General features: G+C 42.6%; 12 protein-coding genes and 1 pseudogene. 9 read left to right on the top strand and 4 right to left on the bottom strand.

Annotated elements, in window-relative coordinates:
* Nucleotide 1 precedes the first annotated feature (1 nt).
* On the bottom strand, nt 2-2,236 hold the full coding sequence (locus ABIX36_RS18075) for a heavy metal translocating P-type ATPase (protein WP_348083571.1): 2,235 nt from the start codon (nt 2,234-2,236) through the stop codon (nt 2-4).
* A gap of 84 nt (nt 2,237-2,320) precedes the next feature.
* On the opposite strand from ABIX36_RS18075, the gene ABIX36_RS18070 reads away from it, so the two are divergent.
* From ABIX36_RS18070 to ABIX36_RS18055, 4 genes and pseudogenes are all read left to right on the top strand, one after another.
* Complete coding sequence (locus ABIX36_RS18070) at nt 2,321-3,385, top strand: hypothetical protein (protein ID WP_348083570.1); 1,065 nt, start codon at nt 2,321-2,323, stop codon at nt 3,383-3,385.
* Nucleotides 3,386-3,464: 79 nt separating this feature from the next.
* Complete coding sequence (locus ABIX36_RS18065; RefSeq protein WP_348083569.1) at nt 3,465-4,016, top strand: carboxypeptidase regulatory-like domain-containing protein; 552 nt, start codon at nt 3,465-3,467, stop codon at nt 4,014-4,016.
* Nucleotides 4,010-4,582 carry a hypothetical protein gene (locus ABIX36_RS18060; protein WP_348083568.1) on the top strand — a complete coding sequence of 191 codons (573 nt, stop codon included), beginning with the start codon at nt 4,010-4,012 and terminating at the stop codon, nt 4,580-4,582. The genes ABIX36_RS18065 and ABIX36_RS18060 overlap by 7 nt, the downstream gene beginning before the upstream one ends.
* A gap of 67 nt (nt 4,583-4,649) precedes the next feature.
* Nucleotides 4,650-4,889, top strand: a pseudogene (locus ABIX36_RS18055) (TonB-dependent receptor); the annotation flags it as partial.
* 366 nt (nt 4,890-5,255) lie between these two features.
* On the opposite strand, the gene ABIX36_RS18050 reads toward ABIX36_RS18055, so the two are convergent.
* Both ABIX36_RS18050 and ABIX36_RS18045 read right to left on the bottom strand, forming a co-directional pair.
* Nucleotides 5,256-6,026 (bottom strand): response regulator, encoded by a 771-nt coding sequence (locus ABIX36_RS18050; RefSeq protein ID WP_348083567.1) that lies wholly within the window; start codon nt 6,024-6,026, stop codon nt 5,256-5,258.
* 146 nt (nt 6,027-6,172) lie between these two features.
* The gene (locus ABIX36_RS18045; protein WP_348083566.1) at nt 6,173-6,835 is read right to left on the bottom strand and encodes a two-component regulator propeller domain-containing protein; all 663 of its coding nucleotides are present in this window, start codon (nt 6,833-6,835) and stop codon (nt 6,173-6,175) included.
* 674 nt (nt 6,836-7,509) lie between these two features.
* Between ABIX36_RS18045 and ABIX36_RS18040 the strand changes: the two genes are divergently transcribed.
* From ABIX36_RS18040 to ABIX36_RS18020, 5 genes are all read left to right on the top strand, one after another.
* Nucleotides 7,510-8,955: a glycosyl hydrolase gene (locus ABIX36_RS18040; RefSeq protein WP_348083565.1), complete on the top strand. Its 1,446-nt coding sequence runs from the start codon at nt 7,510-7,512 to the stop codon at nt 8,953-8,955.
* Nucleotides 8,956-9,090: 135 nt separating this feature from the next.
* Nucleotides 9,091-9,855, top strand: a complete 765-nt coding sequence (locus tag ABIX36_RS18035; protein ID WP_348083564.1) for an AraC family transcriptional regulator — start codon at nt 9,091-9,093, stop codon at nt 9,853-9,855.
* A gap of 600 nt (nt 9,856-10,455) precedes the next feature.
* Nucleotides 10,456-13,629, top strand: a complete 3,174-nt coding sequence (locus ABIX36_RS18030; RefSeq protein WP_348083563.1) for a TonB-dependent receptor — start codon at nt 10,456-10,458, stop codon at nt 13,627-13,629.
* Between the two features lie 20 nt (nt 13,630-13,649).
* Nucleotides 13,650-15,257 carry a RagB/SusD family nutrient uptake outer membrane protein gene (locus ABIX36_RS18025; RefSeq protein ID WP_348083562.1) on the top strand — a complete coding sequence of 536 codons (1,608 nt, stop codon included), beginning with the start codon at nt 13,650-13,652 and terminating at the stop codon, nt 15,255-15,257.
* Nucleotides 15,258-15,333: 76 nt separating this feature from the next.
* Nucleotides 15,334-16,587, top strand: a complete 1,254-nt coding sequence (locus ABIX36_RS18020) for a multiheme c-type cytochrome (RefSeq protein ID WP_348083561.1) — start codon at nt 15,334-15,336, stop codon at nt 16,585-16,587.
* A 163-nt stretch (nt 16,588-16,750) separates the two neighbouring features.
* On the opposite strand, the gene ABIX36_RS18015 is transcribed toward ABIX36_RS18020, so the two are convergent.
* Complete coding sequence (locus ABIX36_RS18015) at nt 16,751-19,915, bottom strand: two-component regulator propeller domain-containing protein (protein ID WP_348083560.1); 3,165 nt, start codon at nt 19,913-19,915, stop codon at nt 16,751-16,753.
* Between the last annotated feature and the right edge of the window lie 216 nt (nt 19,916-20,131).

Here is a 20,131-nt window from a genome sequence, read left to right as displayed (position 1 = left end):
ATTAAAGATTAAGTTTTGAATATTTTAGTCTCAGGCTGTTGCTGACTACGGATACAGAACTCAACGCCATTGCGGCACCGGCGATCATCGGGTTGAGTAAAAAGCCATTGATCGGGTATAACAGACCTGCAGCGATAGGTATGCCGATAAGATTATAAATAAAGGCCCAGAACAGGTTTTGCCTGATAGTACGGACGGTTAGCCTGGAGAGCCTTAATGCTTTAGGGACTTGCCGCAGATCGGAAGATACCAGAGTGATCTTAGCAACATCCATCGCTATGTCCGAACCCTTTCCCATCGCTATACTAACATCAGCCTGCGCTAATGCCTGGCTATCGTTGATACCATCACCGATCATAGCCACGACCTTGCCCTGTTGCTGCAATTGTTTTACAAATGCAGCTTTATCCGACGGTAAAGCGTCAGCCTGGTAATGTTCAATACCGGCCTGGGATGCTATCGCCGCTGCGGTCTGGGCGTTGTCCCCGGTGAGCATGTAGACTTCGATGCCCTGTAATTTTAACTGATCGACCGCTTCTGCAGAACCGGATTTAATTTGATCGGCAATAGAGGCTATAGCCAGTACCTGCACGTTGTCCGCAAAGTAGATCACGGTATTTGCTTCTTTTAACGAGTTGGTAATCGGGCCTGATAATTCTTGAGGGATCGTTATTCCTTTTTCTTCGATCAGCTTATGGCTGCCGGCAAAATAGACCCGGCCTTCAAATTGCGCTTCAACACCTCTGCCGGTAAGGCTATTAAATGTGTCGGCGGTAACTGCCGCTAAACTGTCCGGCTTTAAATAGGTAACAATAGCTTCGGCCAACGAATGTTCCGATTGTTGTTCTAAAGATAAAAAGTACGATTGTAAAAGGCTTTGGTTTAAGGTAGCTGCGTCAGACCAAACCCATTTATTGACAACAGGCTTACCTTCAGTAATTGTTCCTGTTTTATCCAAAACCACCGCATTTACTTTATGCCCGGACTCTAACCCTTCGGCATCTTTGATCAAAATGCCATTTTCAGCTCCTTTACCAATACCCACCATAATGGCCGTCGGAGTTGCCAATCCTAATGCGCAGGGGCAAGCAATGACCAGGACCGTTACCATCGCCAGTAAACCTTGCGTAAACGCGTGCTGACCGCCAAATAGCAGCCAGGCTGCTAAGCTTAACAAAGCGATCGACATCACTATAGGTACGAATATCCCGGCTATTTTATCAACCAATTTTTGTACGGGTGCTTTAGAGCCCTGTGCCTCCTGCACCAATTGGATGATCTGGGCCAGCATGGTACCGCTGCCCACTTTTTCTGCTGTGAAACGAAAACTGCCCTTTTGATTTAAAGTACCCGCAAACACCTTGTCACCGGCTTTCTTTTCCACGGCAACAGGTTCGCCGCTGATCATGCTTTCGTCGACAAATGAGCTGCCATGATAAACCACACCATCAACCGGGACCTTATCACCGGGACGAACCAATAATAGATCGCCAACCTGCACGTCTTCAAACGCGGTTTCTATTTCCCCTGTATTAGTTACCCGCAACACTGTTTTGGGTTGCAGGCCTATTAGCTTCTTTATCGCGGATGAAGTATTGGATTTTGCCTTTTCTTCCAGTAGTTTGCCCAACATGATAAAAACGATCACGACGGAAGCCGCCTCGAAATAAACATGGGGATGCAAGCCCTGCCGGTGCCAGAATTCCGGATAGACGGTATTGAAAACGCTGAATAAAAAGGCGATCCCGGTACTCATGGCTACCAGCGTATCCATATTGGCTTTTCCGTGGGAGGCTTGTTTCCAGGCTCCGGTAAAAAAACTTCTTCCGGCTACGAACAGCACGGGTGCTGTCAATACCAGCATGATGTAATTGGCATAGGGAATATCCATAAACACCATACCAATCAGTACCACCGGAATTGTTAACACTGTTGCCCAGGTAATATTCTTTTTTAGCTTATCATATTGTTTCACCTGTGCTTCTTCCTGCTTTTCCTTTCCGTTAACCGCGTCGATGATCAAGTCATATCCGATTGACTGAACGGCTTGCTGCAATTTTATGGCCTGTACCAATTCAGGATTAAAGACGACCTTTACCGATTGTGTGGCATAATTGACTTCTGATTTTTCTACGCCTTTTTGGCTACCGACCATGGATTCCACGCTGGATGCACAAGCGGCACAAGTCATGCCGGTAACGGGAAAAGTCAGTGTCTGTAAATTTGTTGTTTCCATGATGATGATTTAACGATACAAAATTAACCAGCAACCCCGCAGGTAATTTTATAGCATTCCGTTTGTTTTTTACATAATTTTACCTTGTTACTGACCAAATCAAACTATATGAGAAACTTGTTCGCTTTACTGTTGCTATGCTTTATCAGTTGGAATATGGCAACTGCCCAAACATCTTTTCAAGGTCACCAGCCGCAGGTTGCTAAGGATGCAGCCGGTATGCTCAGGTTGGTGTATGGCCGAACGGACAGCATCTTTTGTACGACCTCTGGAGATGCGGGTAAAACCTTTTCAAAACCGATTTTAGTTGGAATCGTGCCCGATATGCACCTTGGTATGGCCAGAGGGCCGCAATTGGCCAGTTCAGTGAGTTACAGCCTGGTGACGGCCATCGACAAAAAGGGAGATATTCATTATTTCACCCTGAACCATCGAACAAGGCAAGGCTGGAAGGCGATGGGCTTTTTAAACGACCAGCGCGCGTCTGCGCCGGAAGGATTAATGAATATAGCTTCGGATATGCAGGATCACTTCTATGCGGTATGGCTGGATACCCGTATTGGTAAAAACAATAACATTTACTTCTCCTCTTTAGCACCGAGATCAAATAAATGGAGCCGTAACAGGTTGGTTTATCAATCGCCGGACGGCCATGTATGTGAATGTTGCCGTCCAAGCATCGCCGTGGACGGAAGCCGGGTAGCGATCATGTTCCGCAATTGGTTGATGGGGTCGAGAGATCTATACCTCGTCCGATCAGAAAACCGGGGAGTTACTTTTGATGCCGCGCAAAAATTAGGGACCGGCACCTGGAAACTGAACGCCTGCCCAATGGACGGCGGCGGTTTGACATTCAATACCGATCATTCCATCTCCACAGTTTGGAAAAGGCAGGGCACTGTTTATTATGCTAAGCCGGGCAGCAATGAGTTGGAATTAGGCACAGGGCGAGATTGTAGTATCAGTTCAATTAGCGGCCATAATATTGTTTCATTTTCTGAGAACGGTAACCTTAAAATAAAAAATGTCGGCACAAATAAAGTGACCGATGTAGGTAAAGGCAGTTATTTAAAAACAATAGGGTTGCTTGAAAGTAAACTTCTGTTGGTTTGGGAAGAAGCGAAACAAGTGAAGTTAAAAACCTTGTAAGGTATTCAAAGGATGCGTACTGCTTGTAATAATATGCTCCTCTTACAATATCTTAGCGGTGTCCATACCTGTACTATCTATGAATATGCTTAAAGTGCTTTTTTTTGTTTTGTTGATCTCATTATCCAATCTGCTCATGGCGCAAACCGGTGCGATCAAAGGGTTGATCACCGACCGGCAAAGTAAGCAGCCGGTAGAATATGCCAGCATTGCCCTTTTAAAAAGTGCTGATTCTTCCCTAGTGAGCGGCACGATATCTAAAGGTAACGGTGCATTTCAATTTGACAATGTTGCAACAGGCAAGTATGTGCTTAAAACAGCATTTATTGGCTATCACCATCAATATAGTGAAGTTATTACAGTCAGCAACGGATTGTCAGATGCGGGCACGATCACTTTAGTAGCCAGCCAGCGGCTATTAAACGAAGTTAACGTAACTGGCCAGCAGATCAATTCGCTGAACAAAATAGATAAACAAAGCTATAAGGCCGGCCAGTTTGAATCTGCCAAAGGCGGATCGGCTATCGACGTGTTAAAAAATCTGCCATCCGTTTCGGTTAACGGCGAAGGCGAAATTAGCGTAAGGGGCTCATCAGGATTTATGGTGCTTATAACGGAAAACCAGTGCTGACGGATGCCCAAACCGTTTTGAGCCAGATACCGGCTAATGCTGTTGCGAACATTGAACTGATCACTGCGCCCTCTGCCAAGTATGACCCTGACGGACGGGGCGGCATTATCAACATCATCACAAAAAAAGGCGTAAATGATGGATTTACAGTAGCGGCAAATGCCCAGGGCGGACTGCCCAGCACCATCGATTATGGCAACGCGCGCAAGCCCCAACGCTATGGCGCCGACCTTACCCTGAACTACCGGAAAGGCAAGTGGGATATGTCGGTTGGTGGCAATTACAACAGGAATGATAATGCCGGCTACCGCGAGGGGGATGTATATACCAAAAACTTTGCAAACAACACCATCACCCGGTTCCCCTCACTCGGTGAGCGGAGCTTTAAGAAATACAACTACGCGGGGCGTGCAACCATAAATTATACTACTGATCCGTCTAACGTCTTCTCGGCAGGACTATTTGTTGGCAAACGCTCTCAGGATCGTGTAGCCGACCTGCTGTACCATAACACCACGGCTAACCTGGCCACAGATGCACCGATAAAAAAGCACCACCTATTTTAACGCTAATTTACAAACCAAGCAGGGCGATTTTTCTTTAGCCAACTTTGATTATACCCACACTTTTTCAAATAAATCGACTTTAACTGCAGGTATGGTTTACGAACATGCAGACCTGTATGGAGATACCAAAAACCGGAACCTGAAATATCCTAATACCAAGGAAAACATACAATATGTTTATAACCCTTACAAGCGGCCAATCAACGGCTATCGCTTTAAGCTGGATCATAGCCTGTTCCTTGGTAAAGGAAAACTGGAGAGCGGCTACCAGATGCGCTATGATACGCAGGACGGCCAGTTCGATTAAAGAACCTTCATAGCAAGCTTGACCGTATCATATATCCTGATAGAATATGTTGAACCGGCCGAAAAGGTCTACCTTTTCACTCTTTGTCGCCGATTAGTAATACCAATGTCGCTCATTATACAAAAGCGATGAAGTCGGCACTTGATAATCGTAAAGGAGATGATATTTAATATAGCATTGACAGGACCTTATGAATTAGGAATGAATAGTATCCTAAGACCTTCAAGAAAAAAAATTAAAGCTTAGAATATCAATTTCTGGAAATCTCTATTGCCACCCTTTAAAGAAGAGGTCGAAGAATGATCTCCTTAAGTGTATGTTATGGAGATTAATGGATCTCCCGCAATTGCAATATTATTAAGTCTACTAACTTTTTGCGTAACACCGGGACTGATATTCGGAAGGTGACATTTGAAACTGCTTTAGGAAGCTTCTTGCAAAATGGTGTTGCGAAGTGAAACCAACCATTTCCGAGATCTCATTTATTCGGTATTTTCCGTAGTTTAATAATTCCGCTGCTTTTTTCAGCCTGCTAATGTTAATCAGCTCATTAGGGGTTAAGTTGGAAACGCCTTTGATTTTTCTGTATAACGTTGGGCGGCTCATATTCATAAAGTTTGCGAGGTGCTCAACGTCTAATACCGAATCTGTTAAGTTTGCAAAAATTACCGCACTTAATTTCTCTAAAAACTCCTCGTCAGACCTTGAATACGCCATACTTTTCATATGTGCAAGGGGTGAACTTGCAAAAAATTCTTTCAGTTTATTCCTGTTCATCAGTAAGTTGGCTATCTGTGCCTGTAAATGCTTGGGGGAAAAAGGTTTTTCGATATACGCATCTGCACCCAACTCAAGACCATCGATCTTAGATTCTATAGTGTTCTTTGCCGTAAGGAGAATTACCGGAACATGGCAGAAGTGCAAATTCGACTTAATAAATCTGCATAATTCAAATCCATCCATTAAGGGCATCATGATATCAGATACGACGAGGTGCACCGTTTCCTTTTCCAACAGTTTTAATGCCTCAAGACCGTTGTTGGCGACAAGGACATTATATTTCGATCTTAAATTTCCAGATAGGAAATCGGTTATTTCACTATTATCATCTACGATCAATAAAACAGGTTCCATCATTTACTATATTGTTTTTTCTTTTAATTTCTATTGCAAAGGTCTTCGTTTTGTATAGGAAGCTTTATTACATAGAAGTTTATATTATCCTACGAGTCTTGCAATTCGAGTGTGCCATTGTGTATTTGAGTTAAGCTTAGAGCCAAAACTCATCCGAGTCCCCAGCCAGTTTGAGTTTCCCCTTCTTTAATTCTGAGACACGGTTCAAAGATCCTGCTTTTCATTTCAGGAATAATGATGTTGCCATCATTCTGGAATTCTACTTCAATCAGATTTTGTTCAACGTTTAATTTGAGCATTATTTTTACTTCCCGGTGAGCGTACTTGATGGCATTGCTATAGAGGTTAGCAGGATTTTTTGAACCGATTGCACACCATAAGTTCCCTTTAGAGTCATTTTTGATGGCGTTCATAGAATGATCTTTTGCAAAAGGGACATGCTCAAAACTTTTGTTCATGGGGTCGTATTTGTAAAGCCCTTTATGTATTCCTACCCATAAATTGTCTTGTTCATCGCATTGCAGGGTATTGATAAAGTTGTTCCCAAGGCTACCTGTTTTAAGGAGGTCGTTTCTGGATGTTTTGAACGTGTAGCCGTAAAGCCGATTAAGCCCGTCAATTGTTCCAAACCACCTTAAGCCGTTCTTATCCTGCGCAAAGCACCTCACCTTATTATTGGAAAGGCCATTTTCAACCTTATAGTGTATGAAATAGTAAGGAGATTGTGATTTTGCGTATATAGAAATTACCAGAAACCCCACTATAATGAATAGTTGTTTATGGATTAAAACAGGCTTTGGCAGATGTATCATGCAAGTGTTTAAGCCTAAATATAGAAAAATTACATCGTGTCTGTTTCTTTGTAATCCTTTTGCAGAAGATATATGCACGATCAAAAAAAAATTGAGACGTTTTGGACAAATAATGATACACATGCATAATTGCATTTGACAATTACGCCCTTTCTTTACATCCGTTCTGGAGCAGTTGTTTAACGGTAGCGATTTGAACCCCGCTATGGACTTGAGCGCCTTGCGCGCCTCTGTCATATGGAGCCGCCAATTATAATTATGATAAATAAAGTTTTATGGCAAGCGTGCCTTGCGTTCCAATTCCAAACCCAAAGCCGTTTTTTGTATGGGGCGATGCAAGTCCGGAGCCAACCACTTCCCCGATAAATTAATCGATCCACTTAAAAAGCGCTAACAAACAACATGAACCCTGAATTTGACAATGAAAAAAGCAATAAATCCGGTACGTTGCCCAGAAGATTAGTTAAAGGATTCAGGCCGATTTATAAAACCACTCATTGATGGAGTAACCGTATTGTAATACAATACGGGAATTTTGATACATAGCATGTTACTTCAAAATAAAAAAACCTTACCGATTTAACTGAACCACAACCATGAGAGTGAATCATATAATTTTAACCGCCTTTGTTTTTTTACAGGCGGCCTGTTTATCAGCATCTGGCCAAACAACCATGCCAGTAACTACTAACGCGTCTCCGGAGGCCAAAGCTCTTTTGCAATTTCTTTACAGCATTGATGGGAAATTTACACTTACAGGCCAGCATAACTTCCCTGCCGCCGCTGATAAGAACTCAAAGTTTGCTGCGCACTATTCTGGTAAAACACCGGTAGTATTCGGGACGGATTTTGGTTTTGCCAAAGCCGGAGATAAAGATTCGCACCTGCTGAGAGAGAGCCTTGTTAAGGAAGCAGAGCGCCAGTATAAAATGGGTGCAATCGTGGCTTTATGCTGGCATGCCGTGCCCCCTACCGCAAACGAGCCGGTAACATTTCAGCCACTTCCCGGTGCTGACCCAGCGAATCTGGCGAGCGTACAGGGCCAGTTGACGGACCAGCAGTTTAAGGATGTGCTTACCCCGGGCACAGAACTGTATAACAAATGGGCTGCGCAGGTTGACAGTATCGCTTTCTACCTCAAAAAGTTGCAGGTAGCACATGTGCCTGTGCTTTGGCGGCCATACCACGAAATGAACGGTAACTGGTTTTGGTGGGGTAACCGCGTTGGGCAATACAGTACACAGGCGCTATACCGCCAAATGTTTGACCGGTTTGTGAAATTTCACAAGCTGAATAATTTAATATGGGTATGGAGTGTTGACAGGCCCTCAAAGCCGGGTATGGAGTTTGAAAAATATTACCCGGGAGACAAGTACCTGGACATAGTTGCCCTGGATGTTTACGGTTCAGATTTTAAGCAGGATTACTATGATCAGCTTGTTTCCTTATCAAAAGGCAAGCCATTAGCGCTGGCAGAGGTTGGTAATCCTCCTTCTTCCGAAATTTTAGGGTCGCAGCCAAGATGGGGTTTTTGGATGATATGGGCCGGAATGGTTCGCAATACCACAAAAAAGCAATATGAAGCCTTTGCCAACAACCCGCGGATACTTGGTTTGAATGATGCAGCATATATCGATAGAATAAACCCTTTCCGCGTACGAGCCAGATTATCTCCGCTACCCTTAATTACACCGGCAGATTTTAATGGAGAATGGGTGTTAAATGAAGATAAAAGCAATTTAAATGCCGGCGGTACAGCGAACCTTTCTGAAAGATTAACGATAGCGCAGAGCGGCGATGAGCTTCACCTGAGAAGATTGTACACTGACGAATGGAGTGAGCCGCAGGTTAGAGTAGAAAAGCTAAAGCTTGATGGCCGGGATATTAAAGCTGAAGGTGTTGAACGTATCACCACAGCAAAATTATCAGGCCAAAGCGATACACTAAGTATTACTTTTAAATTGAAGATGAATTTTGGCGGCCAAAGTTTCCTGATTAAAACCAGTGAAATTTGGAATTTGCAAAATAAAAATAAAGAGTTACACGTAATACAAACAACCTCTTCGCCACGAGGAGAAACTCGGGTAACGCTGGTTTATGACCGGATAAGTTATCAATAGAGGCTGGACGATTTCTGCAACATAATGATAAAGGAAATTTTAAGGGAAATCACTCCTCTGACTCCAAATGATTGCTTCACAATTTTTTGCAGAGAGAAAAAGGGCTTTGACTTTCCTCTTCATAACCATGACGACATGGAATTAAACCTGATTTTAAATGCGGCAGGAGCAAAAAGGATCGTAGGTGACCATATCGATCAGATTACGGATAGTGAACTTGTTCTTGTCGGGCCGAACCTGCCACACGGCTGGTTTACCCATCGATGCACAAGTTCGTCGATTCAAGAGGTGACAATCCAGTTTCATAAAGACCTATTTGATGAAAAGTTTTTAAAAAGGCACCATGTAACTTATATACGTGAGATGTTTGAGGCAGCTAAAAACGGAATATTGTTTTCTCAGGAAACTGTCGAGCGAATAGCGCCACGCATTTTTGCGCTTAACAGGGAAGGGAAATTTAACCTGATCCTTGAACTCTTTTCGATCTTTGATGAATTGTCGGTCTCTCCAAACCGTAAGATGTTGTCAGATTCATCGTTTACGAAAGTTCAAATGGACTATCATAGCAGGCGAATAGAAAGGGTACTGGAGTACATCAATAATAATTTTCCCAAGGGAATAACTCTGGGTGAGGTCTCAAGGGTTGCAAATATGCCACCGGGATCGTTCAGCCGGTTCCTCAAGAAGCGTACCGGGTTCACTTTTATAGAAATACTGAATGAGGTTCGCCTTGGCCACGTTTCAAGAATGCTGATCGATACGACCCAATCTATTTCTGAAATTGCTTATAAATGTGGGTACAACAATATGGCCAACTTTAACCGCACGTTTAAAAGTAAGAAAGGATGTACACCGATTGATTTCCGAAATAGCTACTCGGCTAGCCGGATGTTTATCTAACGCGTGCCCTTCACCTGGCAGTATAGCTGAGTACAATGAACGGCATGGCCGGGCATTCTCAGCCAATTTGAAGTGACAATAAGCCACTTGGCCCGCCTAAAGAGGGCGGAAACCATGTGCCTTTTGTGGGGTTTTCATTTTTCAGTGCAGAAGTAACAGGATCTGGTTTTTTCAGAGCGAAGCCTTCCATTAACAATCGGACTGGCGTTTATCCGATATAAGCCTGAAGTGGTTAATCTTAACCAAAGGCTGTTGTCACCCTTGCAGGCTCAAATGAAATCGCAGGCTGTAACGCCCTTGTGCCTGACTACAATGTTGATATTATAAAATCAGTTTCGTTACCTGCAAAGCAATATGGAATTAAAGCAGCCCTGCATCTATCTTGCCTGACTGCTGTACTGCAAATGCAGTCCTGAATCTATAATTAAACTCCTATATATCAATCACATCAACTTTTATACTTCTGTTCAGGAGTTTATATTTTGTTCAAATATTATGCGATAATGAGTATATAACATTAACACTGATTTTAAGGCATAAGTAGTTTTGATATCAATTAATAAACCAATTAATCTTCTTTAAACCTAACTTAAATGTAACATGGAAAAAACTTTACTGTTAAAAGAAAACAGTAAGTATTTCAGGCTATTATTAGCCGCTGTACTTACCGTTTTTACGTTTTTTAATGCCTCTGCCCAGGTCAAAACAGTGACAGGCAGAGTTTCAGATAACGCTGGCCCGGTCCCCGGGGCAAGTGTTCAGGTTAAAGGGAATCCCACGGGCACAGTTACAGATTCCAAGGGTAATTACCGAATTAATGTTCCCACCAATGCTGTTTTGGTTTTTTCTTTTGTCAGTTACGCTACGCAGGAAGTCGCAGTCGGCGACAGGGCGGTTGTTGATGTAGTATTGTCTTCATTTAACCGGTCTTTAGATGAAGTGGTGGTAGTTGGTTATGGAAGCAGTAAAAGGAAAGATTTAACCGGTTCAGTTAGTTCAATTTCTGCCGCTCAAATTGAAAAAGTCCCTGTAACGACAGTTGATCAAGCGCTTCAGGGCCGGGCAGCCGGTGTACAGGTTACAAACAACGACGGGGCGCCAGGTTCAGGCGTATCTATTACAATTAGGGGCGTGGGAAGCTTTGGCGGCACAAACCCATTATATGTTGTAGATGGCTACCCCACCCAGGGGATTGGTAACCTCAATCCATCCGATATAGCAAGCATCGATGTTTTAAAAGACGCTTCCGCTGCTGCTATTTATGGTAACAGAGCTTCCAATGGCGTGGTAGTCATTACTACCAAGAGAGGTACCAAGAATGGTGCCCAGATCTCGTTTGATTCGTATGGGTCAATTCAAACTACGCCAAAGACCTATGAAGTTTTGAACGCATCCGAATGGGCAACAATAGCTAACATAGTTGGAGTCGCCGAAGGGTTTGACCGGCTACCTGAATGGAGTAACCCATCTGCTCTTCGTAATCTTGACTGGCAGGACTATGCCTACAGAACCGGATCGCGGCAGAGTTATAACCTTTCCGTTCGCGGAGGCGGCGAAAAAGCACAGGGAGCGGTATCCATGTCGTACTACGATCAACAGGGTATCGTAATTGGATCATGGTACAACAGGATTAATTTAAGCGCTAACCTCGACTACACGCCAAAATCGTGGATCAAGTCATCAACAAGCATAAAATTTAGCCGGAATAAAAGCCGTGTAGCTTTTGGGTCGGGTACCGGAAGCCTCGGTAACTTATCCAAATTGCCTCCGACCATGACCGGAAATAAATTCACAGATCAAATAGATGATGGGAATGGCAATTATGGTTTTTATACACCTACCAACCAACAAATTAAAAACTGGGGTAACCCTGTCTATGGAATAAAAGTTCCTGACCGCGATGGCGGTAGCAATAACCTGCAAATGGTTTCGTCGCTGGAAGCAACGATCTGGGATGGTTTGAAAGTGAAAACCAATTTTGGTATGAATGTCAACAATTACAGCGATTTTTTCTTCTCGCCCACAGATAACCGTGTGCGCGATCAGTATGGTGCGGCTATCAGCCCGGGGCAGAACTTCTATAGCCAGAATGCTAACGACTCGTATGAATATTTATGGGAAAATTATTTGACCTACGATAAAATCATCGGAAAGCATACCATCAATTTCGTAGGTGGTATTTCTACACAGAAGAATCAATTCAGGTATCTGAATGCAGGCGGTAACAACCTGATTAACGATGCACTAAGAAATATCGGATCAATTCCGCAAACGTTTTTAAGTGCAGGAGGCAATACTTCAAATTCATCGCTTACCTCACAGTTTGCCAGATTAAACTATAATTTTGACAATAAATATTATGTACAGGGAACTGTAAGGCGCGATGGGTCGTCAAAATTCGCAGAAGGCCACCAATATGGTATTTTCCCGTCAGGATCGATCATGTGGAGACCGAAGTCAGAAGCTTTTCTTAAAGATGTGACAGCACTTAGCGACTTGAAGATCCGTGCGAGCTATGGCGAAGTTGGAAACCAAAATAATATTGATGCTTTTCAGTACTTAAGTTTGTATAGCCCGGGGTCATCTGCTACCGCAGGAGATAATAACGGATATCCATTTAACAAAGTTTGGCAACCCGGGTATGTTCTGGCGTTTCTGCCGAATCCTAACTTAAGGTGGGAGACAACGAAATCAACCAACATAGGAATTGACGCATCTTTTCTCAAGGGCGACCTGACCGCAACTGTCGAGTATTTCAGAAAGGAATCGAAAGACTTTCTTTTAAGAGTTCAAACACCAGCTCAAACCGGTTTTTCTGATGCTGTACGAAATGTCGGCGCCATTGAAAACCACGGATTTGAGTTTTCGTTAAATTACAAACACTCGATTAAGGATTTTAACTACAGTATTGCATTTAATATTTCAACGATAACTAATAAAGTTGTAAGGTTGGCTTCCAACCTGGAATACGTAGAAAACCTTGTGGGGCAGGGCTTTTCAAACACAGGAGCTAATAATTGGACATCATATACCAGGTCATACGTTGGCGGGAAAGTAGGCGATTATTACGGGTTCAAAGCAGATGGCCTTTACCAGACCCAAGCTGAAATCGACGCTTTAAATGCGGCTGCAGTTGCTAAATATGGCCCAGGCACTCAGTATGATCCGTTTGCAAAGCCTGGAGACAGAAAGTTTAAGGACTTAAATGGCGACGGAAAGATAAATGACCAGGACCGTACTTCATTAGGAAGCCCTATCCCTAAGTTTTTTGGAGGATTTAACCTGGATCTGTCCTACAAACAGTTTGATATGAGCGCCTTTTTCTACGGTTCCTACGGTAATAAAATATTCAACTATATGGAGTCCACGATGGAAAGTTTTATGCAAACAGGGGGCGGAGTGGGTATACAGAACATCAGTCGTGAATACGCTCAGAACGCATGGACAGCAACTGGTTCTACAAACAGGTATTCCAGGATTACCAGCAGTGAGCAACATGGTAACACCCGGCCTTCAGATCAATGGATAGAGAGTGGCAGCTACCTCCGCTTAAGGAATTTACAGATAGGTTACTCTTTGCCACTAACAATCGCTAAAAAGATCACGGCCAGTAAAGTGAGGCTGTATGTGGCAGCTCAGAACCTTTTTACGATTACCAAATACAGTGGGTTAGATCCGGAAATAGGTGGTAACGGCCCAACAGCCACGGGCATTGATGTAGGAACATTCCCGATGTCGAAATTTTATACGGTAGGTTTAAATGTGACCTTTTAATAAAATATAAAGCTAATAAAATGAAAAAGAAATATTTATACGCCGTAGTGGTAAGCGCATCCCTTCTGTTGCCGCTTGGGTGCCAAAAAAACGTGCTGGATGTTAAAGATACGACAAGGATCACTGAAGATGTTTTGTTCAAAAAACCTGAAGACGGCATCTTCCTGGTCAACGCAATATATGACACTTTTCAGCACAACAGGGATTACCTGTTGAAGTCCCTGTTCTATAATGCGAATTTTCTATCTCAGGATTTTTTTAACTGGGGGGCAGACGTGTCATTTAACGATTACCAGTTTTCTACTTCTTTCGATGCCGGAAACGTGTTCTGGAGAGATTCATACATAGGTATTGCCCGTGCAAACTCCGCGTTGCCTATTATCGCAAAGATGAAAGCGGACGGGGTTTTGACACCTGAATTGGCTGACAGGCTAACAGGGGAAGCTTATTTTTTGCGCGGCGCTTTGTATTATTACCTGGCGTGCACGTTTGGTGGCGTACCACTGGAATTGCAAACGGTAACCGACGATGGGCTACATCCGCGCAATACGCAGGATGAAGTATTCGCTTCAATATCAACAGACATGCAGAAAGCAGCGGACCTGCTTCCGTGGATCCACGGGGATGCTGACCTGGGTAGGGCTACGAAAGGAGCAGCTTTAGGTTATCTGGGCTCGGCACTAATGTGGCAAAAAAAATATGCTGAAGCAGTCACTGCCTACAAACAATTAGATGGTCACTACCAACTATGGGGAAATTATATCGACGTTCATGAGTATGCAAACCAGAACAAGCCAAAAGAATCTTTATTCGAGGTTCAATTTGATACACCTTCCGGTGGCAAATCGGATTGGAATGCGGGTAACGAAGAAAACTGGCTAACGTCATTTGGGATGCCCGAAGAAGTGACCACGTTCGGTTATCATTACGCTAATAAAAAGCTGTATGACTCTTTCCAGGCCGGCGACACTCGTAAGCTGCCTACGATTATAGGGCCAAACGACGCGCATCCAAGCCCTGTCATCCAAATCAAAAACTACGAAAGGGTAAAGGCCGGTTTTGCCGCTGGAAATGCCAAATATAAGGATGCAAACGGTAATATTATTAACACTTGCGGAAGAACCGGCTTCGAATGGGTGGGGGACGGTCTGCCTAAAAGGTCGGGCTACTACGGCGTTAAATTTTGGAGAGACCCTAATGTTACCGGCGCTACCAACAATCCTGCAGATGGCGTTCAGCATATCTTTGGTAACCAGAATGTGATTCTGCTGCGCTATGGCGAAGTCCTGCTTAGCCTTGCCGAAGCGCAATTTAAATCCGGGGCGGAATCTGATGCCAGAATCACTTTCCAAAAGGTGCGTGACCGAGCTTTTGGGAAATTAGCGAATCCGGCTGTAGTTGTGCCGCCTCCGGTTGAATCTGATTTCATGAAGGCAATGCTGGATGAATACAGGCATGAACTGGCCGGTGAAATGTCCGAGTGGTTCGACTTAAGGAGGACCGGCCTTCATGTTCAGTACATCAAGGACAAGCACGGCATAACCGTTCCGCCGGGCCACGACTTACTTCCTGTGCCTGCACAGCAAATATCGTTAAACCCTACTCTTGCACAAAACCCTAATTATTAATATAGTTTTGATTGGTTAAGGGCCTTCCTGATTTCAGGGGGCCCTTTTTAGTTCTCAATGATAATTCGATTTAATTTTGAGTGAATTGCCTTTTAATTTGGAAAGTAATCCAGTTTGTTTGAGAACCTGGCTGTTTATGTCAATCTGCTGCGGAATCATAACCGCAATTCTTTCTCAGTGTAAAAATTTTACCGTTGCGGGCAGTCCCGAAATAAGAGAATACGCCGGATCAAAGTCTTGTAACCAATGCCATAAAAAGGATGTCAATTCCTGGCTTCACACAGCCCATTTTATGGCATCGCGCGGGGCAGACACGGCGGAGCTCGATAGCAAATTGAAAAACGTCAAACTGGAGTACTATTTTACAGATAAAAAGAAAATAGTCTTAAAAAAGAAGGGCGGAAAGTATTATCAATCTCTTTTTTTAAATGATAAACTGGAGGAAAGCCATTCGCTCGATATCACTGTTGGTGGCGTAAAAGGGGAAAACTATTTCTCCTGGGAAGGAAATAGCTTATATCAACTGCCTTTAGCCTACTTCGTTACGCTTCGTTCGCTTTCCACAAGCCCAGGATACAATGTTCATACGGCAAACTTTGACAGAGCCATAAAACAGAGGTGCTTGGAATGTCACAGTTCTTATATTAAGAAACTAAAGCCACCTGTAGCTGACGGTTTACCTGATCACTTTGACAGAAATTCTGTCATCTATGGAATTGATTGTGAAAGATGCCACGGCCCTTCGTTGGCGCACGTAGTGTATCAGCAAACACATCCTGACATAAAAACCGCCCGTTATATCTGCCTTTTTGATACATTATCCCGACAGCAAAAAATAGACATCTGCGCATCGTGCCACTCCGGCAACAAAAGCTATATGCTTAGGTCTATTTTTAATTTTAAGCCTGGTAACGTTCTGAATGACTTTATGCTGCCAGAGCCGCCTTTAAGCCCTTTCGACTTGACAAACCTTGACGTTCATGGTAACCAGCTACAGCTATTAGCTCAAAGTAAATGCTTTATTGGCAGTAAAATGGATTGTACGAGTTGCCATAATACCCACGTAAACGAGCGTGGCTTAAGTATGACCTATTCTAAACGTTGCCAAAACTGCCATGGCGTTGCAAGCAACAGTTTCTGTAAGCTCAAAGCTAACACAGGTTTTTTAAACATGAACTGTGTCAATTGCCATATGCCGGCATTACCATCTACTGCTATAAGGGTTAATACAGCTGCCACCGGTAAGCTTATCCCATATCTGATGCACACGCATTTAATTAAAATATACCCGAAAGAAACTAAAAAGACAATCGTCCAATTTAAAAACTAAGGGCGAATAGGCCATATGCTAACAATAAACTCCGCCAAATCCAGTTATAATCCGAACCTTTTTGGCCCTGTAGGCCGCCTTGAGAACAAAAGTACCGGAAAGCTCTTTTCTTTCTACGCCGCATGTTTACACGCTGAAAAGTATTATTTCATTATCTGCATGGTTAAACACCTTCATTGCGTATAGGTAGTTCCAACACAAAAACGTTCCGGTTATTTTGCGATTCTTTCAGTTCAAGAGTTCCATTGTGCTTTTGAGTTAGTGTAAGCGCCAAAGCCAATCCGATTCCCGATCCAGGTTGAGTTTCCGCTTCTTTTATTCTAAAAAATGGTTCAAAGATCTTGTCTTTCATTTCAGGAAGAATACAATAACCATCATTCTGAATTTCTACTTCAATCCGGTTACGTTCTACCATCGGCCGAAATGATGTTTGTACTATTCCAATCGCGTATTTGATCGCGTTGCTATACAAGTTATTTAGTATTTTTTGAACTGAATCTAAATCTGCGCATATATAAAAATCATCCACGGGTGATGAAATCCGGTAATCAATATTCAGGTGATCTGCAAGTGGACGAAAATTAGCATGAGTATTGTACAATAGTTGGGCAATATTCACTTGCTCAAAGTTCAGGCTAAAGCTTTTTACCTCAACCTGACGAAAGTCCAATAGTTGATTGGTCAGATCAAGTAACCTGGTGGTATTACGTTCCATAATTTCCAGGTTGTTTTTTATTTCGGGCACCAGCGCCACGTATTCCATAATGTCTTCCATGGGTGCCTGTATCAACGTAAGGGGAGTCCTGATCTCGTGAGCAACGTTAGTGAAAAATTCGATTTGATTTTGGTAGAGCTCTTTTTCCTTTTCATACTGCAACTGTTCTATTCTCATTTTGTTCTTCTCCAGAAAACGATTGCGGTAGTGAAAAACAACAAACATTATGATGCCAACGAAAATTATCGCATACATAAAATAAGCTGCTTTAGTGGCCCACAGCGGAGGTGAAATTTCAATTGCTAACACAGTCGCGGTTTTACTCCATACCCCGCTACTGTTGGATGCCTTTAGTTGAAAATTATATTCTCCCGGTGGCAATTCTGTGAAATAAACTCTCCTGTTGGTCTTTAAATAAGTCCAGGCTTTTTCTAGCCCGTCCAGCTTATAGGCGTATTCGTTACGTCCGGGCGAGGTATAACTCAATGCAGAAAAGTCAATACTGATAGACGATTGGTCATGCTTAAGGGTGATTCGTTTAGTATAAGTGATGGATTGTTGCAACACCGATTTTTTAATCCCGATAGAAACGTCTTTGTTGTAAATCTGAAGGTTAGTGAGATAAACAGAGGGCGCTATTTCATTGGTTTTAAATTCTTCAGGAGCAAAACTGATCAAGCCTTTTATACTGCCGAAGTACATGCGCCCATTACGATCTTTATATGCTGAATTCCAATTAAACTGATCGTTTAATAAACCGTCAGCAACAGTAAATGTTGTTATCTTTTCCGTTGCAGGATCAAAGCGGATCAAACCTTTAGTAGAACTTATCCATAAGTCCCCTTTCTTGTCTTGTAATATCTTAAAAAGGAAGTTGCTGGGCAGCCCATTGTTAATTGTATAAGTTTTGAATTTTCTTTGACGCGGGTCATATTTACAAAGCCCTTGTTCGGTTGCGAACCAAAAGAGACCTTTACTATCTAAGAATTCACCATTCACGATGTTATTGCAGAGGGAGTTAGTATCTTTGGGATTATTTCTAAAATTTTCAATAATGTTTTTTCTTTCGTCCCATCTGTAAACGCCATTGCCTACTGTGCAAATCCATAAGACGCCGTTTTTGTCTTCGAGAATTGATTGAGTTTCAAAATTAAATCCCGGAACTGGTAAAAATTGATCACTCACTTTATCATATTTATAAAGTGCTTCCGGAGCCCCTGCGAAAAGTTCACCCGATCTCGTCAAGTACAGATGTATGATAAAATTGCTACTAAAAGTTTTGTTTCTAATGGTATAATGTTTAATCACCTTTCCTGTTGTTATGCTCATTTTATCAATACCATGGAGATAGGTTCCAATCCACAAATAGTTTCCTTGAGCCAAAAGTCCATGTATATTGTAAAATGAAATATCTGTCTTTCTTCCATTAGGTTTAAAGTGTTTGATATTGCCTGTTTTTAAATTCAGCTTATTAAGGCCGGCGTCTTCCGTGCCGATCCACAAATTGCCAAAAGCGTCCGGGCAAATTTCATGAATTCCATTGCCGTTAATAGAATTGGTGCTGGGTCGTGGGAAATACTTTGTGAAAAACGTATAAGGAAAAGGGTAATAGCTAACACCACCAAAGCGGCTTCCTAACCAAATGCCACCTTCTTTGTCTTTGTATAAACAATTGGTTGAATTATCTGAAAGCGAAAATGGGTTATCATATTCCATCCGAAGTTCGGAGCAAACGCCGGTATTAATGTTGCATACGTAAACGCCATCGTCTGTTGCAGCCCAATATTCATCCGTGCCGGATTGCACAAAGTTTTTTACGTAGATCTCGGACCCATCTTTATTACGTATAATTATTGCTTTACTTGTTCTTGTAATGGTGTCAAAAAGCCAAATGCCGTTTGTAAGAGTAGCAACTAACAGCGAGCCCTTTTTTGTATCGTAGATATTTTCGATATACCAGTTATTAATGGAAGATTTCCGCGAACCATTGCCATCATCTGAACAAAAACAATCCAAAACCTTGTTATATCTTTTGATAAGGCCCCTGGCAGTCGAAGCCCATATGTTCCCATCAACGGTTACACAAACAGAGGTGAACTTGTAATTTCCAGAAGTATAAGAATCTAATTGATTAGTTTTTAAATTATATTTATAAAGGATATAATTAGAAATGTACCAGATATTGCCATTTAAATCTTCCTGGATTGCTTTTACAGAATGATCTTTTGAAAAGCTGACTAATTTAAAATCTTCATGGACGGGATCATATTTGTAAATGCCATTATTAGTGCCTACCCATAAATTATTTTGGTCATCGCAGTATAAACAATTTATGAAATTGTTTCCGAGCGACCTTGGGATTGAAATATCATTTCTAAAGGTTTTGAAGCTATAACCATCAAACCTGTTAAGTCCGTCAATCGTTCCGAACCACATGAAGCCTTTTTTATCCTGTAAAATACAATTTACCTTACTGTTGGAAAGGCCGTCTTCGACCTGGTAATGTTTGAAATTATAACGAGATTGAGCTTTAGAGATAATAGTCAGTAATAGGAACGCTGCTACAAAAAGCAATTGTCTATATCTTAATGTAGTGTTTAACAAACGGGCCATACTATCCTCTTAAGGCCAAATATAGAAAATAATGGGTGCGTATCTCTCCATATCGCACCTTGGGTTGCAGTTGGCATTACACTGTATGCTTGGAGATTCTGATGAACCAGACCACCTGATTCCGGGGCAAGCTGACCACCAATTCCGGGGCAAACTGACCAGGGGATTCCGGGACAAACTGACCACCCTCGACGTGTAGCAAATGCTGTAGAAGCA

The sequence above is a fragment of the Mucilaginibacter sp. genome (genome assembly GCF_039925265.1).
Lineage (GTDB): Bacteria > Bacteroidota > Bacteroidia > Sphingobacteriales > Sphingobacteriaceae > Mucilaginibacter.
The sequence above is the reverse complement of the archived record's forward strand: the minus strand, read 5'-3'. Positions and strand labels throughout refer to the sequence as shown.

Coding starts and splice junctions, on each gene's coding strand:
- ABIX36_RS18030 (WP_348083563.1), top strand. CDS start 10,456: ATGGAAAAAACTTTACTGTTAAAAGAAAACAGTAAGTATTTCAGGCTA.
- ABIX36_RS18040 (WP_348083565.1), top strand. CDS start 7,510: ATGCCAGTAACTACTAACGCGTCTCCGGAGGCCAAAGCTCTTTTGCAA.
- ABIX36_RS18045 (WP_348083566.1), bottom strand. CDS start 6,835: ATGATACATCTGCCAAAGCCTGTTTTAATCCATAAACAACTATTCATT.
- ABIX36_RS18025 (WP_348083562.1), top strand. CDS start 13,650: ATGAAAAAGAAATATTTATACGCCGTAGTGGTAAGCGCATCCCTTCTG.
- ABIX36_RS18065 (WP_348083569.1), top strand. CDS start 3,465: ATGAATATGCTTAAAGTGCTTTTTTTTGTTTTGTTGATCTCATTATCC.
- ABIX36_RS18075 (WP_348083571.1), bottom strand. CDS start 2,236: ATGGAAACAACAAATTTACAGACACTGACTTTTCCCGTTACCGGCATG.
- ABIX36_RS18035 (WP_348083564.1), top strand. CDS start 9,091: ATGGAATTAAACCTGATTTTAAATGCGGCAGGAGCAAAAAGGATCGTA.
- ABIX36_RS18050 (WP_348083567.1), bottom strand. CDS start 6,026: ATGATGGAACCTGTTTTATTGATCGTAGATGATAATAGTGAAATAACC.
- ABIX36_RS18015 (WP_348083560.1), bottom strand. CDS start 19,915: ATGGCCCGTTTGTTAAACACTACATTAAGATATAGACAATTGCTTTTT.